Consider the following 19,583-nt stretch of genomic DNA (forward strand, 5'->3'; position numbering starts at 1 on the left):
TGTTCTTGGCATTTATGCAGCGATATACCACTGGTTCCCCAAAATGACAGGGCGGATGTTAAACGAATTTTGGGGTAAGGTTCACTTTGCTTTGACAATTGTTGGTCTGAATTTGACCTTTATGCCTATGCACAAGTTAGGCATGATGGGTATGAATCGTCGTATTGCCCAATATGATCCAAAATTTACGTTGTTGAACGAAATCTGTACCTACGGTTCATACATACTGGCAGTTTCAACACTACCCTTCATTGTTAATGCGATTTGGAGTTGGTTGTACGGTCAAAAAGCAAGTAATAATCCTTGGCAAGGACTGACGTTAGAGTGGATGACTACCTCACCTCCTGCGATTGAGAACTTTGACAAACTTCCAGTGCTAGCTACTGGACCATACGATTATGGTTTGGAAAGGACTCAAGAGGGAGTACCTCTCTATAACCCTGATCCAGTTTTGTCTGGTAGTACGAACTCTGTACTACGCGCTGAACCTGACGAACCATATCCATCTATCGTCGCAGAGAAAGAAGAGTAAACAGTTAACAGTTAACAGTTAACTGTTAACTGTTAACATGTTGTACTGGTTAGTGGTTAGTAAAAAGACTACTAACCATTAACAATTAACCACTAACAACTATCAATATTAAAGATTCATGCAAAGTCAAACTATTGACCCAGCTAAAACTGCCCTTAATCATCACCATGATGCGACTGTAGAAGGTCATCACGAAGCACATCCAGATCATCGTATCTTTGGGCTTATCATGTTCCTGGTTGCTGAAGGAATGATTTTTATGGGTTTATTCGGAGCCTATATAGCCTTCCGTGCTACATTACCTGCTTGGCCTCCAGAGGGAACTCCTGAGCTAGAATTATTGCTTCCTGGAATTAACACCATCAATCTGATTTCTAGCAGTTTCGTTATCCACAGGGCTGATACCGCTATTAAAAAGAACGATGTACGGGGGGCGCAGTTCTGGTTTGGGCTAACTGCGTTAATGGGTATTATTTTCTTGGCAGGACAGGTTTATGAATATACCCATTTAGAGTTTGGTCTGACTACTAACTTATTTGCTAGTGCTTTTTACGTCTTGACTGGATTTCACGGACTGCACGTTACTATAGGGGTTCTCGCAATTCTTGCTGTGTTGTGGCGATCGCGCACTAAAGGTCATTACAGCAGCGAACATCACTTTGGTATAGAAGCTGCCGAAATTTACTGGCATTTTGTTGATGTGATTTGGATTATCCTTTTCGGCTTGCTGTATTTGCTATAACAATTAGCTCAATAGCTTATCGACCCCATCACGGGGTTTTTTTATCAAAATCAAACTTAGGATTTACGCATTGACAGAAATCATCAGATATGATTTAGGAATTAATGGCGCCTCACGAAGGATTTGTCGACAAAAGAGGGTGTTCCCATCCATTGAAACGGCGAATGCTATTCGCCCCTACAAGTCTGAAATAACCATCGTGCTAATGAACAGCGTTTTGGCATTTGAGATAATGATTCAATTGCTTTGAGTAATCCTGAATACCGTTGACTTGCCTTTGCAGGAGAAGTAACTTTGGACAATCTCAGAAAGATACTATCAGCTTCAGCCTCTGCCACACTCGAAATTTCAATATGAAAGTTCATGAATGTACCGTGAGATGGGATAAACCGCAACTCCCGGATCTTCTTATCCCATAACCTTTTAGAGGATGTTTGAAAAGTCTTTTAGAGTGTGTTTAAATACCCTAGTCACCGAGAAGGTGCTACGAAAGAATAAGGGTTCTGGTTTTTGCCCTCGCTCCTCTAAGTTGCGTTTGAGTCTCAAGCTGACCCTTTTCAAACATCCTCTTAGGGTAGGGCAAAGTTATGTATTTGATTCCCTCAAAAAAAGCTTTACCTGCTCTGCCTAAAGGAATTTCTAACCACTTACACCCATCACCCTCTATTACTTTGATGGCTTGACCTGGGTAGGTTATTTGGTACAACCCGCCTTTGGTTCGGTAGTGGGGTAGTCTCGGTTTCTGTTTTAGTTCCCCACTTTTTGACATCCTCTCCAGTTCCCGAAAAGATGAAAAAGCCTCTTGCACACTCCTCAATGTTTGCTGTCCAGCTTGAGAATGCATGATTTTATAGTTTTCATCAGTCTTTAGCTCGCTGCATAGCTTGGCATAGCTAACGGCTTTCTTGTCCTTGAAATACCTTTGACGACTCAGGTAAACTCCTGTGTTGTACAGGCTGTTTGACGCTATGCCCAGAATTATAAGTATTTGTTCTGTGATGGCATCCGGTTTAGTTAAGTCTTTTTGGGTTCCTATGTCCATTTGATATGCAGTTGCGATATACTCCTAATATAAGACAAAAACAAGGTTAGATCAATGGCTAGACAAAAGAAATTTCAACTTTGGTTGACAGATGATGAGTACAATTTTTTAAAAAGTATTGCAGATAAAAAAAGTGTTCCAATGGGTGAAATTCTCAGGGATTACATCAAGGATTTAGCTAAAAAGAGTACTCACGGGGGATAAATCCCCTCGCGGAGCCAACCGTCCCCTGCCTAAAGGCTAGGGGCTTTCAGTCTCCCGTATTATCTATCTTGGTAATTGATTTCCCTTGCACCCCTTTGGCGTTCAAGGGAACCCTGCTAGTAAGATAAGGTCAGACATGCGACTTTGAGGAATATCTAGAATTGGGACAAGGATTTTTTCAAATCGGGGTAACGCTCTGTATAGTCATAGCCATCGCTCCAATATTAGGAAGATACATAGCCAGTGTCTTTCTTGGAGAAAAAACACTGCTTGACCCAGTAATGAATACTATAGAGCGAATGATCTATGTACTAGCTGGTGTCCGCAGTCAAGAGAATATGACGGGTGGGCAGTATATTAGGGCTGTGTTATACAGTAATTTAATCATGGGCATTATAGTATTTTTGCTCTTGATAAATCAGCAATTTTTACCGTTGAATCCGACAGGGTTACCAACGCCATCTTGGGATACAGTACTGCACACGGCTATTTCGTTTTTGACGAATACAGATCAACAACACTACTTTGGTGAAACAACGTTAAGTTATTTTAGTCAAACAGCAGCTTTAACCTTCTTGATGTTTACTTCAGCAGCAACAGGGTTGGCGGTGGGGATCACTTTTCTTCGCGGTTTGACAGGTAGACAATTGGGGAATTTTTATGTTGATCTCACTCGCTCGATTACACGGATACTGCTACCAATCTCTATAGTTGGTGCGATCGCACTCATAATCTCAGGTGTACCGCAAACTCTTGAAAAACCAGAGGTTGTAACCACATTGGAGGGAGCAACACAGTATATTGCTAGGGGACCAGTTGCTTCTTTTGAGATCATTAAACAGCTTGGAGAGAATGGAGGAGGTTTTTTTGGGACTAACTCTGCACATCCGTTTGAAAATCCTGGTCGTGCTTCTAATTTATTAGAAATCGTTGCGATGATTTCTATACCAGCAGCGTTAATTCACACCTATGGTATTTTTGCTAACAACACTAAGCAAGCTTGGCAACTTTTTTGGATGGTGTTTGGGATAACCGTGGTTTTGATTTGGATAACGTCAGCTGGAGAGTATCACGGTAATCCTTTGATTAATCCTCTATTAGGAAAGGAACAACCGAACTTAGAAGGTAAGGAACTTAGGTTTGGTTGGGCGCAAACAGCATTATGGACAGTTTTAACCACTAGCACAATGTGTGGTGCTGTCAATGCAATGCATGATTCTTTAATGCCTCCTGGGTTATTCTCTACGATGTTAAATATGTTTCTTCAGATCGTCTGGGGTGGTCAGGGAACTGGAATAGCCTACTTAATTATATTTCTGATTCTAACGGTGTTCCTGACAGGGTTGATGGTAGGACGGACTCCAGAGTTTTTAGGACGTAAAATTGAAAAAAAGGAAATTGTTCTTGCCAGCATAGTATTGCTGATTCACCCGATCACAGTTTTAATTCCTAGTGCGATCGCCTTAACGTTTCCTGATCAGCTTGCTGGAATTAGTAACCCAGGATTTCATGGTGTTTCTCAAGTGGTTTATGAATACACCTCTGCTGCTGCTAACAACGGTTCTGGTTTAGCTGGCTTGGGTAATTCACATCCTGCAGCTACGGCGTTATGGTGGAATTTGAGTACTCTTCCTAGTTTATTAGCAGGACGTTATGTCCCAATTATTGCTATTGTGCTTTTAGCAGAGAGTATGGCTCATAAACAACCAGTCCCAGAAACACCAGGTACCCTTAGAACTGATACAGCACTATTTACTGCTGTCACTGCTGGGGTGATTTTGATTTTGGGGGTGTTGACATTCTTCCCTGTTCTAGCGTTAGGATCAATTGCTGAAGGTTTTCAACTAGCAAATGGTGTTAATTGAAGAATTCAGGAGCCAGAATTCAGGAGTCAGAATAATTTGGTGGGGGATTCCAACTGTCCACAGTCTTGGAGAATTCATGCTGAATTCTGAACGCCAGGTGCTTCAAGGAGGGCATTGCCGCCCAACGCACTGGCTCCTCCTGACTCCTGAATTCTGTTAAATAAGTTAGCAGACAATTCAACCCACAATGCAAAAGTTCGATGAATTCCGCAAATTCTTCCAAGTCGAGATTTCCTCGGTTTCATCCACGCGATCGCCGCAATCGACGCAAAAAGTCTCAGGTAAATACCAAAGGACTTTACCAAAGAGCCATCAAAGACGCCTTTTTTAAGCTAAATCCTAAGTACGCTATTAAAAATCCGGTGATGTTTTTAGTCTGGGTTGGGACGCTCATCACCTTATTAGTCACTATAGATCCTTATTTATTTGGTTCTGTTCCTGGCAAAAACCCACGAGTGTTCAACGGATTGATCACAGTCATTTTGTTTCTGACTGTTTTATTTGCTAACTTTGCTGAAGCAGTCGCCGAAGGACGAGGTAAGGCGCAAGCTGATGCTTTAAAGTCAACTAAATCTGAGACGATCGCCAAAAAACTATCCTCTGAAGGCACATTATCAGAAATCTCTTCCACAAGCCTACGTCAAGGTGATGTTGTCTACGTGGCGGCTGGTGATATTATCCCTGCTGATGGAGAAGTGATCATGGGTGTTGCTTCGGTTGATGAATCAGCCATTACCGGAGAGTCAGCACCAGTACTTAAGGAAACGGGTTCAGATGTAGCGAGTTCTGTTACTGGGGGAACGCGCATCATATCCGATGAACTCATTATCCGTGTTACAGCCGATCCAGGTAAAGGGTTTATTGACCGGATGATCGCTTTGGTGGAAGGTGCAGAACGGACAAAAACACCGAACGAAATTGCTTTAACAGTTTTACTAGCAGTTCTGAGCTTAGTATTTTTATTTGTTACTGCTACATTGCCCGCGATCGCAGCTTATGTCAATACTCCAGTCAGTGTACCAGTATTAATTGCCTTATTAGTAGCTTTGATTCCCACAACAATTGGGGGATTGCTGAGTTCTATAGGGATAGCTGGTATGGATAGAGTTGCCCAATTTAACGTTATTGCTACTTCAGGGAGAGCAGTAGAAGCATGTGGTGATGTTAACACCCTTGTGCTTGATAAAACAGGTACAATTACTCTTGGTAATCGCTTGGCAGAAGAATTTATTCCCATCAATAAACACTCTTTAGAAGAAGTTGCCAATGTTGCTTTAGCTGCTAGCGTGTTTGATGATACCCCTGAAGGAAAATCAATTGTGCGACTAGCAGAAAAATTGGGTGCAAAGGTAAATTTTGACCGAGATAAAGCTGAAGGAGTAGAGTTTTCTGCTAAAACTCGTATGAGTGGTACAAACTTACCGAATGGAAGCCAAGCCCGAAAGGGTGCAGTTGCTGCTATTAAGGGATTTATACGTTCTCGCAACGGACAAGATACTCCAGAACTTAATAGCGCATACGAACGAGTTTCGCAACTTGGGGGTACACCTTTAGCTGTAGCTCTTGATGGTGATCTCTACGGTGTTATTTATCTTAAAGACATTATTAAACCTGGTATTCGGGAACGCTTTGAACAGTTGCGACGAATGGGAGTGCAAACCATTATGTTAACTGGGGATAACCGAATCACTGCCTCAGTTATAGCGCAAGAAGCTGGTGTTGATAACTTTATTGCTGAAGCAACTCCTGAAGACAAGATTGAGGTGATTCAACGGGAACAGAGAGAAGGTAAGCTAGTGGCAATGACTGGTGATGGTACTAACGATGCACCGGCGTTAGCTCAGGCGAACGTTGGAGTAGCGATGAATACTGGTACTCAAGCAGCAAAAGAAGCAGCTAATATGGTGGATTTAGACTCAGATCCAACCAAGCTAATTGATATTGTTGCCATTGGTAAACAACTCTTGATTACCCGAGGTGCTTTAACTACATTTTCTATTGCTAATGATATTGCCAAGTACTTTGCAATTCTTCCTGTATTGTTTACCTCAGCTAACTTACAAAGTTTAAATATTATGAGGTTAACTAGTACAAATTCTGCTGTACTCTCAGCACTGATTTATAATGCTTTGATTATTCCTGCTTTGATTCCTTTAGCTTTGAGAGGTGTTAAATTTAGACCGTTGTCAGCTAATCAGCTTTTAAAACGAAATATTTTGATTTATGGATTGGGTGGTGTGATTGCACCGTTTATTGCAATTAAGTTTATTGATATCTTAGTTACAGCAGTAGGATTGGCTTAAGTTACTTATGCTGATTTTTAAAGAAGCAACTAGAGCAGTTCGTATAACTTTGATTCTCTGGGTAATAACTGCGATTATCTATCCTTTATTGATACTTATAGTGGGTCAAGCTCCCATTCTTAAAGATAAGGCTAACGGTAGCATAATGCATAATATCCAGGGACAACCAATTGGTTCTACTTTAATTGGTCAACAGTTTAGATCTAAGCGTTATTTCCACAGTCGTCCCAGTACCGTTAAATATAGTCAAGGGAAAGAAGCTAAATCCACTGGCTTATCTGGAGCAAGTAATCTGGCTCCTAGTAACCCAAAGTTGCTTAAGCGAATCGAAGAAACTGTAACCCAACTCACAGATGCAAGCATTCAACCTGTCGCCGATCTACTTTACACCTCTGGCTCGGGACTAGATCCCCATATTTCAGTAAAAGCAGCACAGGCACAATTGTCTAGAGTGGCGAAGGCTCGCAATGTTAGACCAGATGAGATCCTTCCCTTAATTTATAAGTATACAGAGGACAGATTTCTAAAGATCTTTGGTGAGCCAGGAGTCAATGTTCTAAAATTGAACTACGCACTAGATCTAGACGAGTTTAATCGTAAACAGGACCAATAAAAAAGCCTCCAGAAATCATCTAGAATAATCTAGAGGCTGAAGGTTGGGCATGAAAAACGAGAGAAATAAGCCGCTGAGCGGTATTCTTATATAGGTTTAGCTGTTATCAACTTATGCAGTTCCTAGCAATTTAAGTGTCAACTAGTAATTTCCTTGCCTAATTCAGTGAAGCGAACTTCCTTAATTTTCCATTCAGGATGGCTCGTTAAGGTTTTACGAAGACTGCTAAACAAAGCAAATTGCTCACAACTCGACAGAGAAGTTAATTGTCGCTGAGAATGAGGAGAGACTCGCAAATCCACTGTCGCGACGCCGTTATTGATACTGACGCGGTAACCAGATAAGCTAAAATCACCGCTGTCTTGTTGCTCTATGATTTTACCGACTGTACTTATCAAAGGTTCAACAGCTGATACTGAAACTTGTTTTGGAATCAGTGCTTGACATTCGGTATCACTTATATATAGTGTCACTTTAACAGTTTTACTGGTAGCAGGACTAGAAGTTGTAGATTTTTTGGCCCTTAGTTGTGCCATGCTTGGTGTTGGTGATAATTTAGCGTTAGTAGATGCAGATATTTCGCTCTGAGGGGCTGTAGTGGATTGAAGATTATAAGTGCAACTGCTTAGGCTACTCACTATTAATATAATAATTAAGCTGAGAACGTATAAATTGCTTTTATTCATAACTTTGTTGTAGCTGGTTTTTTCTATTAACTTCTGTATTCCTCCTGCTAAATCCGTATAAATTTACAACTTAACCAGAAAATGCAAGCGTATTAAGGTAGATTGTAAAAGTTATATTTTTAACATTAATATACTTAAATATTTTAAGAGGCTCACAATCTCTTCATCAGATGTGGCTAAAAATTCGTTATTCTCTCTGAGGAAATTTTTAACTCCAAATGGCGAAACTAGAGGATAAGAAGTGATCCTAAGATTTATGAAAAAACTTATCAAGTTCGTTTCAGCCATTTGTTTGGTTGTATCGGCGATCGCTTACAATAAGCCAGCCTCTGCTGAGCAAATCCCTTTACCTACTGAACAATGGCAAGTAGTCTTGCATGATTCTGGCAACAATATACTGTCAGTTGACAAAGGAACTATAACAAGATTAGGAAATTTTACTGGTTTTTGGACTCAAACAATCTCGCCTATTGGCAATGTTGCTATCTCTCGTATATATACTGTAGGTGATTGTTCTAGCGGTGTATTTCAAGCTTTATGGGAACAACAAGCTAATTGGCAAGGAAAGATTATAGCTAATAATAAAGTTAACAACTCCGTAACGCCTGATAAGCTGTTACTTAATGCTGTTTGTCAAAACCCGGCACAGGAAGATCAAGTTTTCCCAGATCAAATAGTACAAAAAGCCTTGTCGGACTCTTTGGCAAAGAATTCTCCAACAACGGCTGGGTTGTTCAGTCGTAATAGGAATTATGTGTTTAAGTGACAACGCGAAGAAAAAACAAATTCCAATCATCGTTTGTAGTTACGCTCCCATGTGCTAACGCAAGCCAAGGCGTTGGACCGGTTCCCAAGCTAAAGCACCTAGCGCGCAACTACAAGCCTTTCAAGGCATTTTTCTGATTGGGATAAAAAGCAAACACTTAATTCCTCGTTTGCGTACGCCACTGCTTGTAACCAACTATCCACAGTACGATAATCATTATCACAAGAGCTTTGAACGCATCTGGTTCTGGTACTTTCTGGGTTATTACAGTTCCGCCACCACCATTGGGACCTCCTTGAGAGGTTGTAGTATTGCCTCCACCATTAGGTCCACCAGTCACAACACCTGGTGGTAGTGATGGTGTAACAGAAAAATCGTTTACAGGACTAGATCCACCACTTGAAGATGAAGACTTATCTCCACCGCCACCTGCTAGTAGAAGAAGTGCTAAAAGACCTGCACCGCCAAGTCCGAATAACCAACCGGGAAATCTACCGCCGGTAACATCTGGGGTAGAAAAAGTTTCTCCTATAGTGGTGGGAAAATCTAGAATTGCTACTTCTGGATCCAATAGTACTGGAGCTGCTCCTACAATCTCATCTCCTGGAAGACCTTGTCCATAAAGCTGATCAAACTCTCTTGGCACACCAATAGTTGGGCGGTGAAACTCTCCACCACTCGGAGAGTAAGGAGCAGAGAGTACATGGAGAATACTTTGCTGGATTTGCTGGCTATTGCCACTATCGAGCGCACGTAACCCTGTAGAAAGGGTTGACAAATAATAATTAGTCATCTGTGGCGGCAAATTTAAAGCTTGAATCTGCTGCTCAATATTGGGAATTTTTGCAACCTCTTCTAGCAGAAGCCGTCCGAACGAATATTTTAAATCTAGTAATCCACTACGAGGGCTGAGTGCACTACCACCTTCCGATATCGGAGACCAGTAAAAGTTTTTGGTTACAAGTCCCAAACCATCCACAGGAGACTGACCGACCGGAGAACCAAGAACGTACCGATATCCATCCATAATCGAGGGAGAATCGTTCTGCCAAAATGATGCGTAAGGTATCAAAGAAACATTAGGGTTGTTACCGTAGAAGCTTGCAAAATTTTGGAAGTTGTCGAGTCCTCCGGCGGCTCGAATCAACAACTGTTGGTAGGTTGCTTTGTTGTTCGACTCTAGTAATTGATGAAGTATAGATCCTGTCTTGTTACACGCAAGACCAAATCCGACAGTACATCCACCAATACCTCGCATTTGACTGAGATCTCGTCCAGACATTTGGTATTGAAGATACTCTGACTCCAGTCCTGGTTGAACACCATAGCGTCCAACGTTGAGTTGAGCGAAAGCAGACTGGCTCACAGTCAATACTGCTGCAAACGACGATAATACGATGCCCAGAAGTTGTGGTGCAGGTTGCCAACCTTTTGCTATAACCTGATTTTTTTTCTCAGAGTTACCTTGACAAGACTGCGTGCTATGTGTGTTACTAATCGTGCTTGTTTGAACAATTGATTTGACCAAAATAAACCTCCTAAAAATGATAAACATGTACCTCTAATTAACAGGGGTAGAACCCAAATTTTGAGGTAAGTCAATATTTATGGTGATTGCTGTGCCTTTAAGTTTTCCTCCTGTGAGAGCGTTGTATATAACAAAACCACGGTTTGGTTGATCAAAGAGATACGCACGATGGGACGGTTGTATCTTACCTTGCTTTACAAGGGTTATGAAAGTTTCTAAATACCTCTGTATACTTTGTCGGTTCTGGGGGGTTATCTTCGTATGGGTTGAGATCAGCTTCATGAACAAGTCCACGCTCTCTTTATCTTGGTTGGCAATTAGATTTCCACTATCTAGGAAAGTACTCGCTACAAGCTTTCCATTGATCTGTTGAACTTTGAACAGAGTATAGTAACGTCTGTCTTTCTGAGAATCGTTCACATAACACACCCAAGAGCCATCGGGATTTTGTACAAAACCTTGTTCTTTTAGGTAAGACAGCGGAGAATTACTTGGTTTACCTTCAGGTGAAGGCAATGAATTCTCCACAGCATCAAAAGAGCAAACCTTCTGCGTTACGTCCTGATCAGAAGTTGTCGGACTTGGTTGTGTTCTTTGTTGAGGGGTTTTTGGTATTGGCTGTATTCCTTGCTGAGGGGTTTTTGGAACTGGCTGTGTTCCTTGTTGAGGGGTTGTTAGAACTGGTTGTGTTCCTTGTTGCGGAGTTTTTGGAACTGGCTGTGCTACTGCAATGGAAGACATAGCAGTCAGTGAGATTAGAGGAGGAGCGATCGCGCTTACTAAACGAGTCATCATATTTTTTGCTTTATCCTTGCTTATTGATAATTTATATAGTGTAGGAAATTACCGATTCATTCAATTGTGATTCTAGTAATTTCGTAAAATTTACGGTAGTTATTTGTTAAATTTTTAATCAAGTTTTGGTCAAATTTTTAAAAAATTTATCTTACACAATCAGTAATTCATAGTAAAAACACTTATGTATTTCCAGTCAAATCGTGACGAATAAATACAAGTCATTGTTCCTTTTATTTCAACATATATGAGTGACATCAGCTTGGAAACTCCGTTATCTATACTAAATAGTAGAAATTGGGGTCTTAATGTATGGTTTTCAAGGAAACTTTATCTTATTTGCTCGAAAATTCATAGATACTGAAAGCTCTTATTACACTATCTTACTTAAAACTTAAGTGCTAGTGCAGTCTGAATCATTAAAAATACGTAGATCAAGGCTGTTGTATAAAGTTTTCATGTCTTTGTATAAAAGTTCAGCTTTAGAGAAGGAAGTTTGTATATTTAAGTGTAAAATACTATACACATAAGTTATAGTAAATCAAGCTACTATCAAAAATAGGTAAAAACTACATTTCCAAAACAAAGTTGGTTGCTGTGTTTAGAAAAAAACAAGCTTGATTGTCAATAGAGCAGCTATTATTCTGCCATTGCAAGTTTAATATGCCACTCTAATAGAGTTTTCGTTTCTTTCCCTTGTTTGTTGTGTCTTCAATATATTTTTTGTTGTTTCACATTCTTGCGTTGCTGAGTAGAAGATTCGATCTTCATCTCTAGTATGTAAACTCAACAATTCATATATCAGATTGCAGCCGTTGTACGTGTTACTACTGTCAACCTTGGCAGCTACTAAAAAAAGCTGCTGAAGTTGGCGATGCTCTACTTGAAGTAATGAAAAAATATTCTGTGATTTAAATCTATCCATTTTGTTTCCCTGATAATTATGAAATTTTTGATTGCAGTTGTTTCGGCGCATGATGTACTAAACCGCTATTTAAGAGTCATTAGGAGAATATTTTTGGAAATTCTATTCCTTTTTAAGAGAAAGGAGAACTCTATACATTGACTACATGAGTTTAGTGCTTGGTCTTAGAACTAGAAAAAACTGCTCAGATCCTAGTATGCCAGAATCAAAACTCAAATTATCAAATTTCATTACTTTTTCAATTTTTATTTTCGTTTACACTCTCCTTACATAAGGTATAAAAATAAACAGATCATGTTCTTGGTAAAATTTTTTGAGTTGTTTTATCTGCACACGTAGAGTATCTTAAGAATGAAGGCTCCTGAGCTTTGAAAAGATCACCTTTAAAAAAAGTCTACGTGTTATCACTTTACCTAGTCCATAGGTAAAACTAAAACCCAGCAGTAGGTAAAAAACAGCCAACTATATTTCTAGCAGATTGCTCCGTACAGTCTTAGCTAATTAGGTGATAAGATATCCTTCTAACGGATTATTCCTAAGTAAGGATCCTAGCATAATTACGTTAAACTATACATTTTTATTGTAGCACTAATAACTATAATATGGTGGGGAATTTACAGAGATTTTCAAAAGCTCATGATCCTTAATTTTGCCCGAAGGGACCAATTAGTAGATATGTACAACTTCCTAAGCGCAGAAAAACCTTGAGGAGTAAGTCGCATAGCTACCAAAATCTTGACAAAAAAAAGACAAGGATACGCCTGTCTGAGGGATGGTATATTTTAAACATCTAAAGTCCAAGCCTGAACACCTTACTCGATTGACGAAACGGGCTTTTCATAACGATTCTGACGTGGTAGAATATCAACACTCAAGAAACAACTCAATAAAGCTATTCTCATTTAGACTGACTGGTTTGTATTTACCTCTGTCTATAGGAGTCTTCTAATACTAAGACAAGTCTATGTAATTTAATCACACAGTATTCAAGTCAAAATACTTAGTTGATCAATAACGATAATAAAAATAATGTAAATCTATTGCACATTTTTTTAGAATATTTGTGTTTATACATAGATACACAATAGGCAAAAGTATACATATACCGTCTCTCTTAATATAAACTTTAGATTTGCAATGTAGATTTCCACGAAGACTGAAAGTTGATTTTAATGCGAAATTGAAAGCAATCAACTTAATTTGTATGTGTATCTCGCACTATGCTGCTGAGTATTTGCAAACGGCACAGCTTAAGTTAGAACCCACATCGATAATACAACCAAGTATTGCTCATCAAAACTAGAATATGAACTTAGAAATTTTAACCGACGTTACAGTGAAGCTGACGCATAAAGGAAGAGGCGTCTTTGCTAACCGGAGTTTCTCTAAAGGTGAAACAGTGGTGAGCGGACGTAGAGAGATGCTTCTACCAGAAAGAACTAATCATTCTTTTCAGATAGACTTTGACTTGCATATAGAATTAGATGAACCAGGACGATTGATCAATCATTCTTGTGAGCCAAATACAGGGATTAGAAATAATGAGTTCGGAGCTTATGATTTCATAGCATTAGTTGATATTCCTGAAGGAACAGAGATCACATGGGACTATGAAACAACAGAGTATATTTCTATTGCTGTTCCAGAATGTAGTTGTGGTGCGTCTAACTGCCGATTAAAAACCCGTGGGTTTAAGTTTCTGCCTGCTGATATAAAAGAAAAGTACGGTGAGTTTATTGCTGATTATCTGAAAGATTCACCCATTCATCGTTTTCCTGTTAAAAAATTAACTTTGAATTTGGAAAAACTGCCAATCAAAAGTTAGTGATTTTTAGAAATTCTATTTACTTAGTTCAATTGTTAATAGAGCCAAGATAGAAAGTTTTGGCTCTACTGAAATGCTTTGATAATAGAAAAAAACTTATCCTTTTTTTTTATTTCGTTTGGCGATTTGGCAACTTCTCCGACTAATAGAAGAGTACCCTTGGGTATTTCTTAGTTTCGGAGAAAGTTAATAAGTGAGTTACTACGACTTCGACAAGCATTTCTGGCCTTCAAAGAGAGTCTGCGCTCAATCAACAAAAAATTTAAATCAAAAAAATCTTCGGCCTAGCACTTTAACAAGAGTTCTGAGTTTAGCTTGTGTTCTTGTTTGGACACCTCTACTAATTCAAATATTAGTTCATAGCGCCCAAGACAATCACGGGAAAAATTTGACTGATGCTAATAATCTTGCTAGTAATTGCTTTGTATTAAAGCGCGATCGCTTGCTTTTGTGTCGTTTCCAAAATCAGCAGTAATTACCATGGGATCGTTGTGTGCTAAAAAGTGCCTACGAAGCTCAAATTGCAAAAAAAATCTCTTAGAAAGAAAGACCCTCGGTGATTAGCCGAGGGATTTTGCAATTTGTATCTACTTGCACTTAGTTGACTTAACAATACCTTTCTTTCAAGTTGAAAGATGCCAAAATGGCATTTTGTTGGTTTTGTTTCTCTATCTTCTTCAGAGAACATCTCTTAAGTGCAAGATGTTTCAGTTATCGAAGAAAGGCAGAGGGTAGAGGGCAGTCCCGATGAAAAAATTTTCACCGACAAGCATGAAAGAGGAATATTCCCTACTCCCTACTCCCTGCTCCCTCTTTCAAGTTAGAAGGTATTTATTCAAAAAGTGAGCTAGCAGTTGTTGGTCCCACTACTCCATCTGGATATAAACCTACACTTCTCTGATATCTTCTCACTGCGTCAACAGTTGTGTAATCGTAGAACCCAGTACCGCGAATACCTAATCTTCTTTGCAGTTTCCAAACAAGGGGACCTTGAGAGCCGTAGGAGAGATGGATTTGACCGCCGACACTAGGAGCATTAGTATAGCGGTCTTTATTACGATACCCGTTTCTGTCACGATCTCTATCACGATAACCATCTCTATCGCGATAGGTGTCTCTATAATCCGAGGAACTGCTAATCCAATTTGCAGAAACCCAATATCCTGTAGATAAATGTGCAAAACCGTTTCTGAATCCTATGATTCGTGGAAGTTGTGCGCCGTTGTAATATTTACCAACAATTTTTGCATTAGAGCTAGGATAATCCCTGATATTTAGAGAACCACCTTGTGTACTTACAAAGTATCGATCAGAGTCATAATATGCTGCTGAAGCTACTTGGGTATGAGATAGAATTGCAGCTAATAACCCGATACTAGCAAAAGTTAACCAAGCGGATTTGAAATGTTTTTTCCAAGAAATATTAAATTTAATCTCGGGGAGACTATATTCAGTATCTGGATTTGCCTCTGTATTGGCAAGAACCAAGTGTGAATAAGCAAGATATTCCATAGTACACTCCTTGACCCAAAATTTTAGACAATTTGGGGAATTATCTTCCTTTTTTACCATATTTTATCTAAGTGTGTCTTAAAATACACAGATATAATCAAAGATTTTTAACACGAGTTGAATTACGAAGACTGTAAAAATTCTTCGCACAAAGGTCATCTTTCTCCGTTAATATAATGTGTTGATTACAGGAAGAAAAGTAAATTTACTTCTTTACGGAAAAAAACAAGCCCCTTGCTGCTATAATCTGACTGCTTTAAGCGAAACCAGACGTGTAAGCTTCTAAGATGGGACTTAATCAATGGGATATGTAGTTGCAACTGCAAATATGAAAGGTGGTGTGGGCAAAACCACTCTTACTGTTAATATCGCTACCTGCTTAGCTAAGGAACATGGCAAGCGAGTGCTTGTTCTTGACTTGGATAGCCAAATTAGTGCCACACTTAGTCTCATGTCGCCTTTGGATTTTGCAAAACATCGCAAACAAAGACGGACTTTGAGGTACATGATAGATGAAATTATCAACCCCGAACAAAGCGAAAAATTAACGATTGAGGATATCATTCAGTATAAGGTCTGCAATCTGGAAGGACTAGATTTATTACCAGGTGACATTGACCTTTATGATGAATTTGTTATTTCAGAAATGCTCCATAACCAAGCAGTCGCTCTAGGCGCACTAGATTTTGAAACAATTTGGAATCGTTTTGAAAGAGTTTTATTAACTAAAATCTTAGAACCAATTCGGCAGAAATACGATTATATCCTGCTTGATTGCGCTCCAGGTTATAATCTTTTGACTCGTAGTGCTTTGGCGACTAGTAATTTTTACATACTTCCAGCAAAACCAGAACCCTTGTCTGTCATCGGTATTCAGTTATTAGAAAGACGAATTACTAAATTAAAAGAAAGCCACGAAAATGAAGCAAAGATGGATATACAAATGCTGGGGATTGTATTTACAATGTCCAATAATAACATTTTAACTGGACGATATTACAAGCAGGTGATACAGCGCGTTCAGCAGGATTTTGGAACGGCAAAAATTTGTCAGACACAAATACCTGTTGATGTGAATGTTGCTAAAGCTGTTGATAGTTTTCTACCTGTTGTTCTTAATGCTCCCCAATCAGCAGGATCTAAAGCATTCTTTCAGTTGACTAAAGAGTTGTTGCAAAAGTTGTGAGGGTTATTAAGAATTCAGGAGTCAGGAGTCAGGAGTCAGAATATATTCGTATGACTGGTAGATGAAATAAAGGGTTTTAAATACTCACCCTGTAGACAGGAGCCAGTGTGCATGCGGACACCTTAGTCAAGTACTGGCTCCTCCTGAATTCTGAATTCTGAATTCTGACTTCTGTGACTCCTTCTTTAAAATTCTCCCGCCAAGGCTGGGACACATCGTTCACAAAGCAGAGGGTGTTGAGCGAATTCGCCTACATGAGTTGAGTAGTTCCAGCAGCGATCGCACTTTTCTCCTTCTGCTTTTACCACCCCAATTCCCCATGTATCGGACTGTAGGTTGTGCTTCAAGCCTTCCAGCGCTTCAGGGGAATCTAACAACTCTGCTTGGGATGTAATAAACAGGTAGCGCAGTTCGTCTATACCATTGCTTGTGTTGAGAGATTTTATTGAATTACGTAACTTCTCATCTGTGACAAACAGCAAGACTTTAGCTTCTAGGGAAGAACCGATCATTTTTTCTACCCTTGCTTGTTCTAGCACCTTGTTCACTTCAGTGCGAATTTGGCGCAGCTGTTGCCATAAGACTGCGATTTCGGGATCGAACCACTGTTTGTCTAACTGTATCCAACCAGATTCAAACACCGATTTATAGGGTGTTTTGTAGGGAAGGTATTGCCAGATATCTTCTGCCATGTGACACAACACTGGTGCGATCGCTCGTGCTAAATTTTCCAATGCGATCGCCAGCACTGTCTGACAACTACGGCGACGGAAAGAATTTGGCGCACTGATATATAGCCTATCCTTGGCAATATCTAGATAAAAGTTCGATAAATCCACCACACAGAAGTTCTGCACCACTTGGAAAAAGCGGAAGAATTGGAAACTTTCAAACGCTTTTGTAATTTCGTTGAAAACCTCCGTCATTCTGTGGAGCATATACCGATCTAGTTCTGGTAATTCCTCGAAAGGTACAGCATCCTTTTGGGGGTCAAAATCATGCAAATTCCCCAACAAGAATCGCGCTGTGTTGCGAATTTTATTTCTTACATCGGCAAGTTGCTTGAGAATATTTTTCCCTAAAGGAACATCTGAGGTGTAATCAACTGACGACACCCACAATCTCAGTACATCTGAACCATAAGGCGGTTCTTCTTTTTGATTTTTTCCACCATCAATCACGATTTTGGGATCAACAACATTTCCCAAAGACTTACTTTGTTTACGTCCTTGTTCATCCAAAGTAAAACCGTGAGTCAAAACAGTTTTATAAGGTGCGCGGTTGTTAACCGCTACACTAGTCAGCAAACTTGACTGGAACCAGCCGCGATGTTGATCTGAGCCTTCCAAGTATATATCAGCAGGATACCGCAATTCTGGACGCTGCTGGAGAACAGCCGCCCAAGATGAGCCAGAGTCGAACCACACATCCATCGTATCAGTACCTTTACGGTAAGACCGATGATTATTGCGGTATTTTTCTGGTAACAAATCCTCTACTGAGAGTTCCCACCAAGCATCAGAACCCTTGGATGCAATAATTGTCTGAACGTGAGCAATAGTTTCCTCGTTTAACAAAGGTTCCCCAGTTTCTTCGTCGTAGAAAACAGGGATCGGTACACCCCAAATACGCTGACGGGAAATACACCAATCAGAACGTTCAGCAACCATTGGCGTGATCCGATTTTCTCCTTGAGGTGGGATCCATTTTACAGAGGCGATCGCTTTTAGAGCTTCATCCCTAAACCCTTCCACAGAAGCAAACCACTGTTCAGTTGCACGGAAAATAGTTGGTTTCTTTGTCCGCCAGTCGTAGGGGTACTTGTGAACATAAGGTTCTTCCTTCAACAAAGAACCCGCAGATAACAGTGCATCAATCACCGCCTGATTCCCATCACCCAGGACATTTAACCCAGAAAATTGTCCTGCTTCTTCAGTAAAGTTGCCATTATCATCCACAGGTGAAAGAATTGGTACCCCGTAGCGTTGACCAACCATGTAGTCTTCTTGACCATGACCAGGAGCAGTGTGTACCAATCCGGTACCAGACTCAGTCGTAACGTAATCACCGCCAATGACGACTGGGCTTTCACGGTCAAACAAAGGATGACGGTAAGTAGAATGTTCTAAATCTTTCCCTTTGAAGGTTGTTTTTACGGTTAACTGACTGCCTAGTGTAGTGGATAAACTTTCCACTAAATCCGTTGCAACAATGATATATTTGCCAGATGTTTCCACTTCTACAACTGCATAGGACAGTTCTGGATTAACAGCAACGGCTAAATTTGCAGGAATTGTCCAAGGGGTTGTAGTCCAGATAGCTATAGCTAAATTCGGCAAAAACTCACCAGCTTGGGCTTTAACTGCGTCTGATAAACCAGTGATTGGGAAAGCAACGTAGATACTCCGAGAAGTATGACCCTCAGGATATTCCAACTCTGCTTCTGCCAAAGCGGTTCTAGAACTAGGACTCCAGTGTACTGGTTTTAAACCACGATAGATATAGCCTTTTAGTACCATCTGACCGAAAACACCAATCTGAGCGGCTTCATATTCCGGCTGTAAAGTCAGGTACGGATGATCCCAATCACCCCAAATCCCGTAGAGTTTGGAACTTTCGCGTTGTTCGTCTACTGTTTTGAGAGCAAATTCTTTAGCTTTTTGGCGCAGTTGTAAAGGGGTCAAGCTTTGCCGTTCTGCGGATTTCATATTTTGCAGAACTTTGAGTTCAATTGGTAAGCCGTGACAATCCCAACCAGGAACATAGCGAGCCTTACGCCCTTGCAAAAGTTGGTAGCGGTTAATAATGTCTTTAAGAATTCTATTTAAAGCATGGCCAAGATGCAAGGAGCCGTTCGCATATGGTGGGCCATCATGTAGTATAAATAAGTCGCCTGGATTATTTTCCGACAGGCGTTCATAAATTTTATTTTCTTGCCAAAATTTCTGGATTTCGGGTTCGCGCTTCACCGCGTTCGCCCGCATATCAAAGTTAGTCTTAGGTAGGTTTACAGTATCTTTGTAGCTTCCAGTTTCTGTCACAGTACTAAATATTTAGAA

At 40.1% G+C, this 19,583-nt stretch carries 17 protein-coding genes; 10 read left to right on the forward strand and 7 right to left on the reverse strand.

From position 1 onward, the window contains the following. Positions 1 to 532, forward strand: a 532-nt coding sequence (locus G4P69_RS21930; protein ID WP_208351125.1) for a cbb3-type cytochrome c oxidase subunit I, incomplete at its 5' end; no start/stop codon positions are given. Between the two features lie 118 nt (positions 533 to 650). Continuing rightward, complete coding sequence (locus tag G4P69_RS21935; RefSeq protein WP_208351128.1) at positions 651 to 1,274, forward strand: cytochrome c oxidase subunit 3; 624 nt, start codon at positions 651 to 653, stop codon at positions 1,272 to 1,274. A gap of 167 nt (positions 1,275 to 1,441) precedes the next feature. Here G4P69_RS21935 and G4P69_RS21940 read toward each other — a convergent pair whose 3' ends face one another. Together G4P69_RS21940 and G4P69_RS21945 are read right to left on the reverse strand one after the other, a co-directional pair. Then, positions 1,442 to 1,639 (reverse strand): hypothetical protein, encoded by a 198-nt coding sequence (locus tag G4P69_RS21940; RefSeq protein ID WP_243903011.1) that lies wholly within the window; start codon positions 1,637 to 1,639, stop codon positions 1,442 to 1,444. Between the two features lie 119 nt (positions 1,640 to 1,758). Further along, on the reverse strand, positions 1,759 to 2,316 hold the full coding sequence (locus G4P69_RS21945) for a hypothetical protein (RefSeq protein ID WP_208351131.1): 558 nt from the start codon (positions 2,314 to 2,316) through the stop codon (positions 1,759 to 1,761). A 54-nt stretch (positions 2,317 to 2,370) separates the two neighbouring features. Here G4P69_RS21945 and G4P69_RS21950 point away from each other — a divergent pair, with 54 nt between their 5' ends. The 4 genes from G4P69_RS21950 (at position 2,371) to kdpC (ending at position 7,301) form a co-directional block, all read left to right on the forward strand. Beyond that, positions 2,371 to 2,520 (forward strand): hypothetical protein, encoded by a 150-nt coding sequence (locus G4P69_RS21950; protein WP_208351133.1) that lies wholly within the window; start codon positions 2,371 to 2,373, stop codon positions 2,518 to 2,520. A 161-nt stretch (positions 2,521 to 2,681) separates the two neighbouring features. Continuing rightward, the gene (kdpA, locus tag G4P69_RS21955) at positions 2,682 to 4,385 is read left to right on the forward strand and encodes a potassium-transporting ATPase subunit KdpA (RefSeq protein ID WP_208351136.1); all 1,704 of its coding nucleotides are present in this window, start codon (positions 2,682 to 2,684) and stop codon (positions 4,383 to 4,385) included. A 200-nt stretch (positions 4,386 to 4,585) separates the two neighbouring features. After that, positions 4,586 to 6,688: a potassium-transporting ATPase subunit KdpB gene (gene kdpB, locus G4P69_RS21960; protein WP_208351145.1), complete on the forward strand. Its 2,103-nt coding sequence runs from the start codon at positions 4,586 to 4,588 to the stop codon at positions 6,686 to 6,688. Between the two features lie 7 nt (positions 6,689 to 6,695). Next, entirely contained in the window at positions 6,696 to 7,301 is a 606-nt protein-coding gene (kdpC, locus tag G4P69_RS21965) for a K(+)-transporting ATPase subunit C (RefSeq protein ID WP_208351154.1), read from the forward strand. A gap of 137 nt (positions 7,302 to 7,438) precedes the next feature. Here kdpC and G4P69_RS21970 read toward each other — a convergent pair whose 3' ends face one another. Next, positions 7,439 to 7,837: a hypothetical protein gene (locus G4P69_RS21970; protein ID WP_310834455.1), complete on the reverse strand. Its 399-nt coding sequence runs from the start codon at positions 7,835 to 7,837 to the stop codon at positions 7,439 to 7,441. A gap of 406 nt (positions 7,838 to 8,243) precedes the next feature. On the opposite strand from G4P69_RS21970, the gene G4P69_RS21975 reads away from it, so the two are divergent. Beyond that, positions 8,244 to 8,753: a hypothetical protein gene (locus G4P69_RS21975; protein ID WP_208351160.1), complete on the forward strand. Its 510-nt coding sequence runs from the start codon at positions 8,244 to 8,246 to the stop codon at positions 8,751 to 8,753. A gap of 157 nt (positions 8,754 to 8,910) precedes the next feature. On the opposite strand, the gene G4P69_RS21980 is transcribed toward G4P69_RS21975, so the two are convergent. Both G4P69_RS21980 and G4P69_RS21985 read right to left on the reverse strand, forming a co-directional pair. Next, positions 8,911 to 10,281: a hypothetical protein gene (locus G4P69_RS21980; protein ID WP_243903012.1), complete on the reverse strand. Its 1,371-nt coding sequence runs from the start codon at positions 10,279 to 10,281 to the stop codon at positions 8,911 to 8,913. 33 nt (positions 10,282 to 10,314) lie between these two features. Continuing rightward, positions 10,315 to 11,076 (reverse strand): hypothetical protein, encoded by a 762-nt coding sequence (locus tag G4P69_RS21985; RefSeq protein ID WP_208346349.1) that lies wholly within the window; start codon positions 11,074 to 11,076, stop codon positions 10,315 to 10,317. A 2,231-nt stretch (positions 11,077 to 13,307) separates the two neighbouring features. Between G4P69_RS21985 and G4P69_RS21990 the strand changes: the two genes are divergently transcribed. Both G4P69_RS21990 and G4P69_RS21995 read left to right on the forward strand, forming a co-directional pair. Then, positions 13,308 to 13,826 carry an SET domain-containing protein gene (locus tag G4P69_RS21990; RefSeq protein WP_208351162.1) on the forward strand — a complete coding sequence of 173 codons (519 nt, stop codon included), beginning with the start codon at positions 13,308 to 13,310 and terminating at the stop codon, positions 13,824 to 13,826. Positions 13,827 to 14,019: 193 nt separating this feature from the next. After that, positions 14,020 to 14,301 (forward strand): hypothetical protein, encoded by a 282-nt coding sequence (locus tag G4P69_RS21995; RefSeq protein WP_208345556.1) that lies wholly within the window; start codon positions 14,020 to 14,022, stop codon positions 14,299 to 14,301. Positions 14,302 to 14,657: 356 nt separating this feature from the next. Here the strand turns inward: G4P69_RS21995 and G4P69_RS22000 are convergent, their stop codons facing one another. Further along, on the reverse strand, positions 14,658 to 15,338 hold the full coding sequence (locus tag G4P69_RS22000) for a peptidoglycan-binding protein (protein ID WP_208345563.1): 681 nt from the start codon (positions 15,336 to 15,338) through the stop codon (positions 14,658 to 14,660). 301 nt (positions 15,339 to 15,639) lie between these two features. On the opposite strand from G4P69_RS22000, the gene G4P69_RS22005 reads away from it, so the two are divergent. Next, positions 15,640 to 16,524 carry a ParA family protein gene (locus tag G4P69_RS22005; RefSeq protein WP_208345564.1) on the forward strand — a complete coding sequence of 295 codons (885 nt, stop codon included), beginning with the start codon at positions 15,640 to 15,642 and terminating at the stop codon, positions 16,522 to 16,524. Between the two features lie 185 nt (positions 16,525 to 16,709). Here the strand turns inward: G4P69_RS22005 and ileS are convergent, their stop codons facing one another. Next, on the reverse strand, positions 16,710 to 19,565 hold the full coding sequence (gene ileS, locus G4P69_RS22010; RefSeq protein ID WP_208351169.1) for an isoleucine--tRNA ligase: 2,856 nt from the start codon (positions 19,563 to 19,565) through the stop codon (positions 16,710 to 16,712). Positions 19,566 to 19,583 lie beyond the last annotated feature (18 nt).

This window comes from Aetokthonos hydrillicola CCALA 1050 (genome assembly GCF_017591665.1).
Lineage (GTDB): Bacteria > Cyanobacteriota > Cyanobacteriia > Cyanobacteriales > Nostocaceae > Aetokthonos > Aetokthonos hydrillicola.

What these genes read in the sequence shown, in the direction of transcription:
- G4P69_RS21940 (WP_243903011.1), bottom strand. Translation starts at nt 1,639, where the DNA reads ATGAACTTTCATATTGAAATTTCGAGTGTGGCAGAGGCTGAAGCTGAT.
- G4P69_RS21935 (WP_208351128.1), top strand. Translation starts at nt 651, where the DNA reads ATGCAAAGTCAAACTATTGACCCAGCTAAAACTGCCCTTAATCATCAC.
- G4P69_RS21970 (WP_310834455.1), bottom strand. Translation starts at nt 7,837, where the DNA reads ATGGCACAACTAAGGGCCAAAAAATCTACAACTTCTAGTCCTGCTACC.
- kdpB (WP_208351145.1), top strand. Translation starts at nt 4,586, where the DNA reads ATGAATTCCGCAAATTCTTCCAAGTCGAGATTTCCTCGGTTTCATCCA.
- G4P69_RS21950 (WP_208351133.1), top strand. Translation starts at nt 2,371, where the DNA reads ATGGCTAGACAAAAGAAATTTCAACTTTGGTTGACAGATGATGAGTAC.
- kdpC (WP_208351154.1), top strand. Translation starts at nt 6,696, where the DNA reads ATGCTGATTTTTAAAGAAGCAACTAGAGCAGTTCGTATAACTTTGATT.
- G4P69_RS21975 (WP_208351160.1), top strand. Translation starts at nt 8,244, where the DNA reads ATGAAAAAACTTATCAAGTTCGTTTCAGCCATTTGTTTGGTTGTATCG.
- G4P69_RS21945 (WP_208351131.1), bottom strand. Translation starts at nt 2,316, where the DNA reads ATGGACATAGGAACCCAAAAAGACTTAACTAAACCGGATGCCATCACA.
- G4P69_RS22000 (WP_208345563.1), bottom strand. Translation starts at nt 15,338, where the DNA reads ATGGAATATCTTGCTTATTCACACTTGGTTCTTGCCAATACAGAGGCA.
- G4P69_RS22005 (WP_208345564.1), top strand. Translation starts at nt 15,640, where the DNA reads ATGGGATATGTAGTTGCAACTGCAAATATGAAAGGTGGTGTGGGCAAA.
- G4P69_RS21985 (WP_208346349.1), bottom strand. Translation starts at nt 11,076, where the DNA reads ATGATGACTCGTTTAGTAAGCGCGATCGCTCCTCCTCTAATCTCACTG.
- G4P69_RS21990 (WP_208351162.1), top strand. Translation starts at nt 13,308, where the DNA reads ATGAACTTAGAAATTTTAACCGACGTTACAGTGAAGCTGACGCATAAA.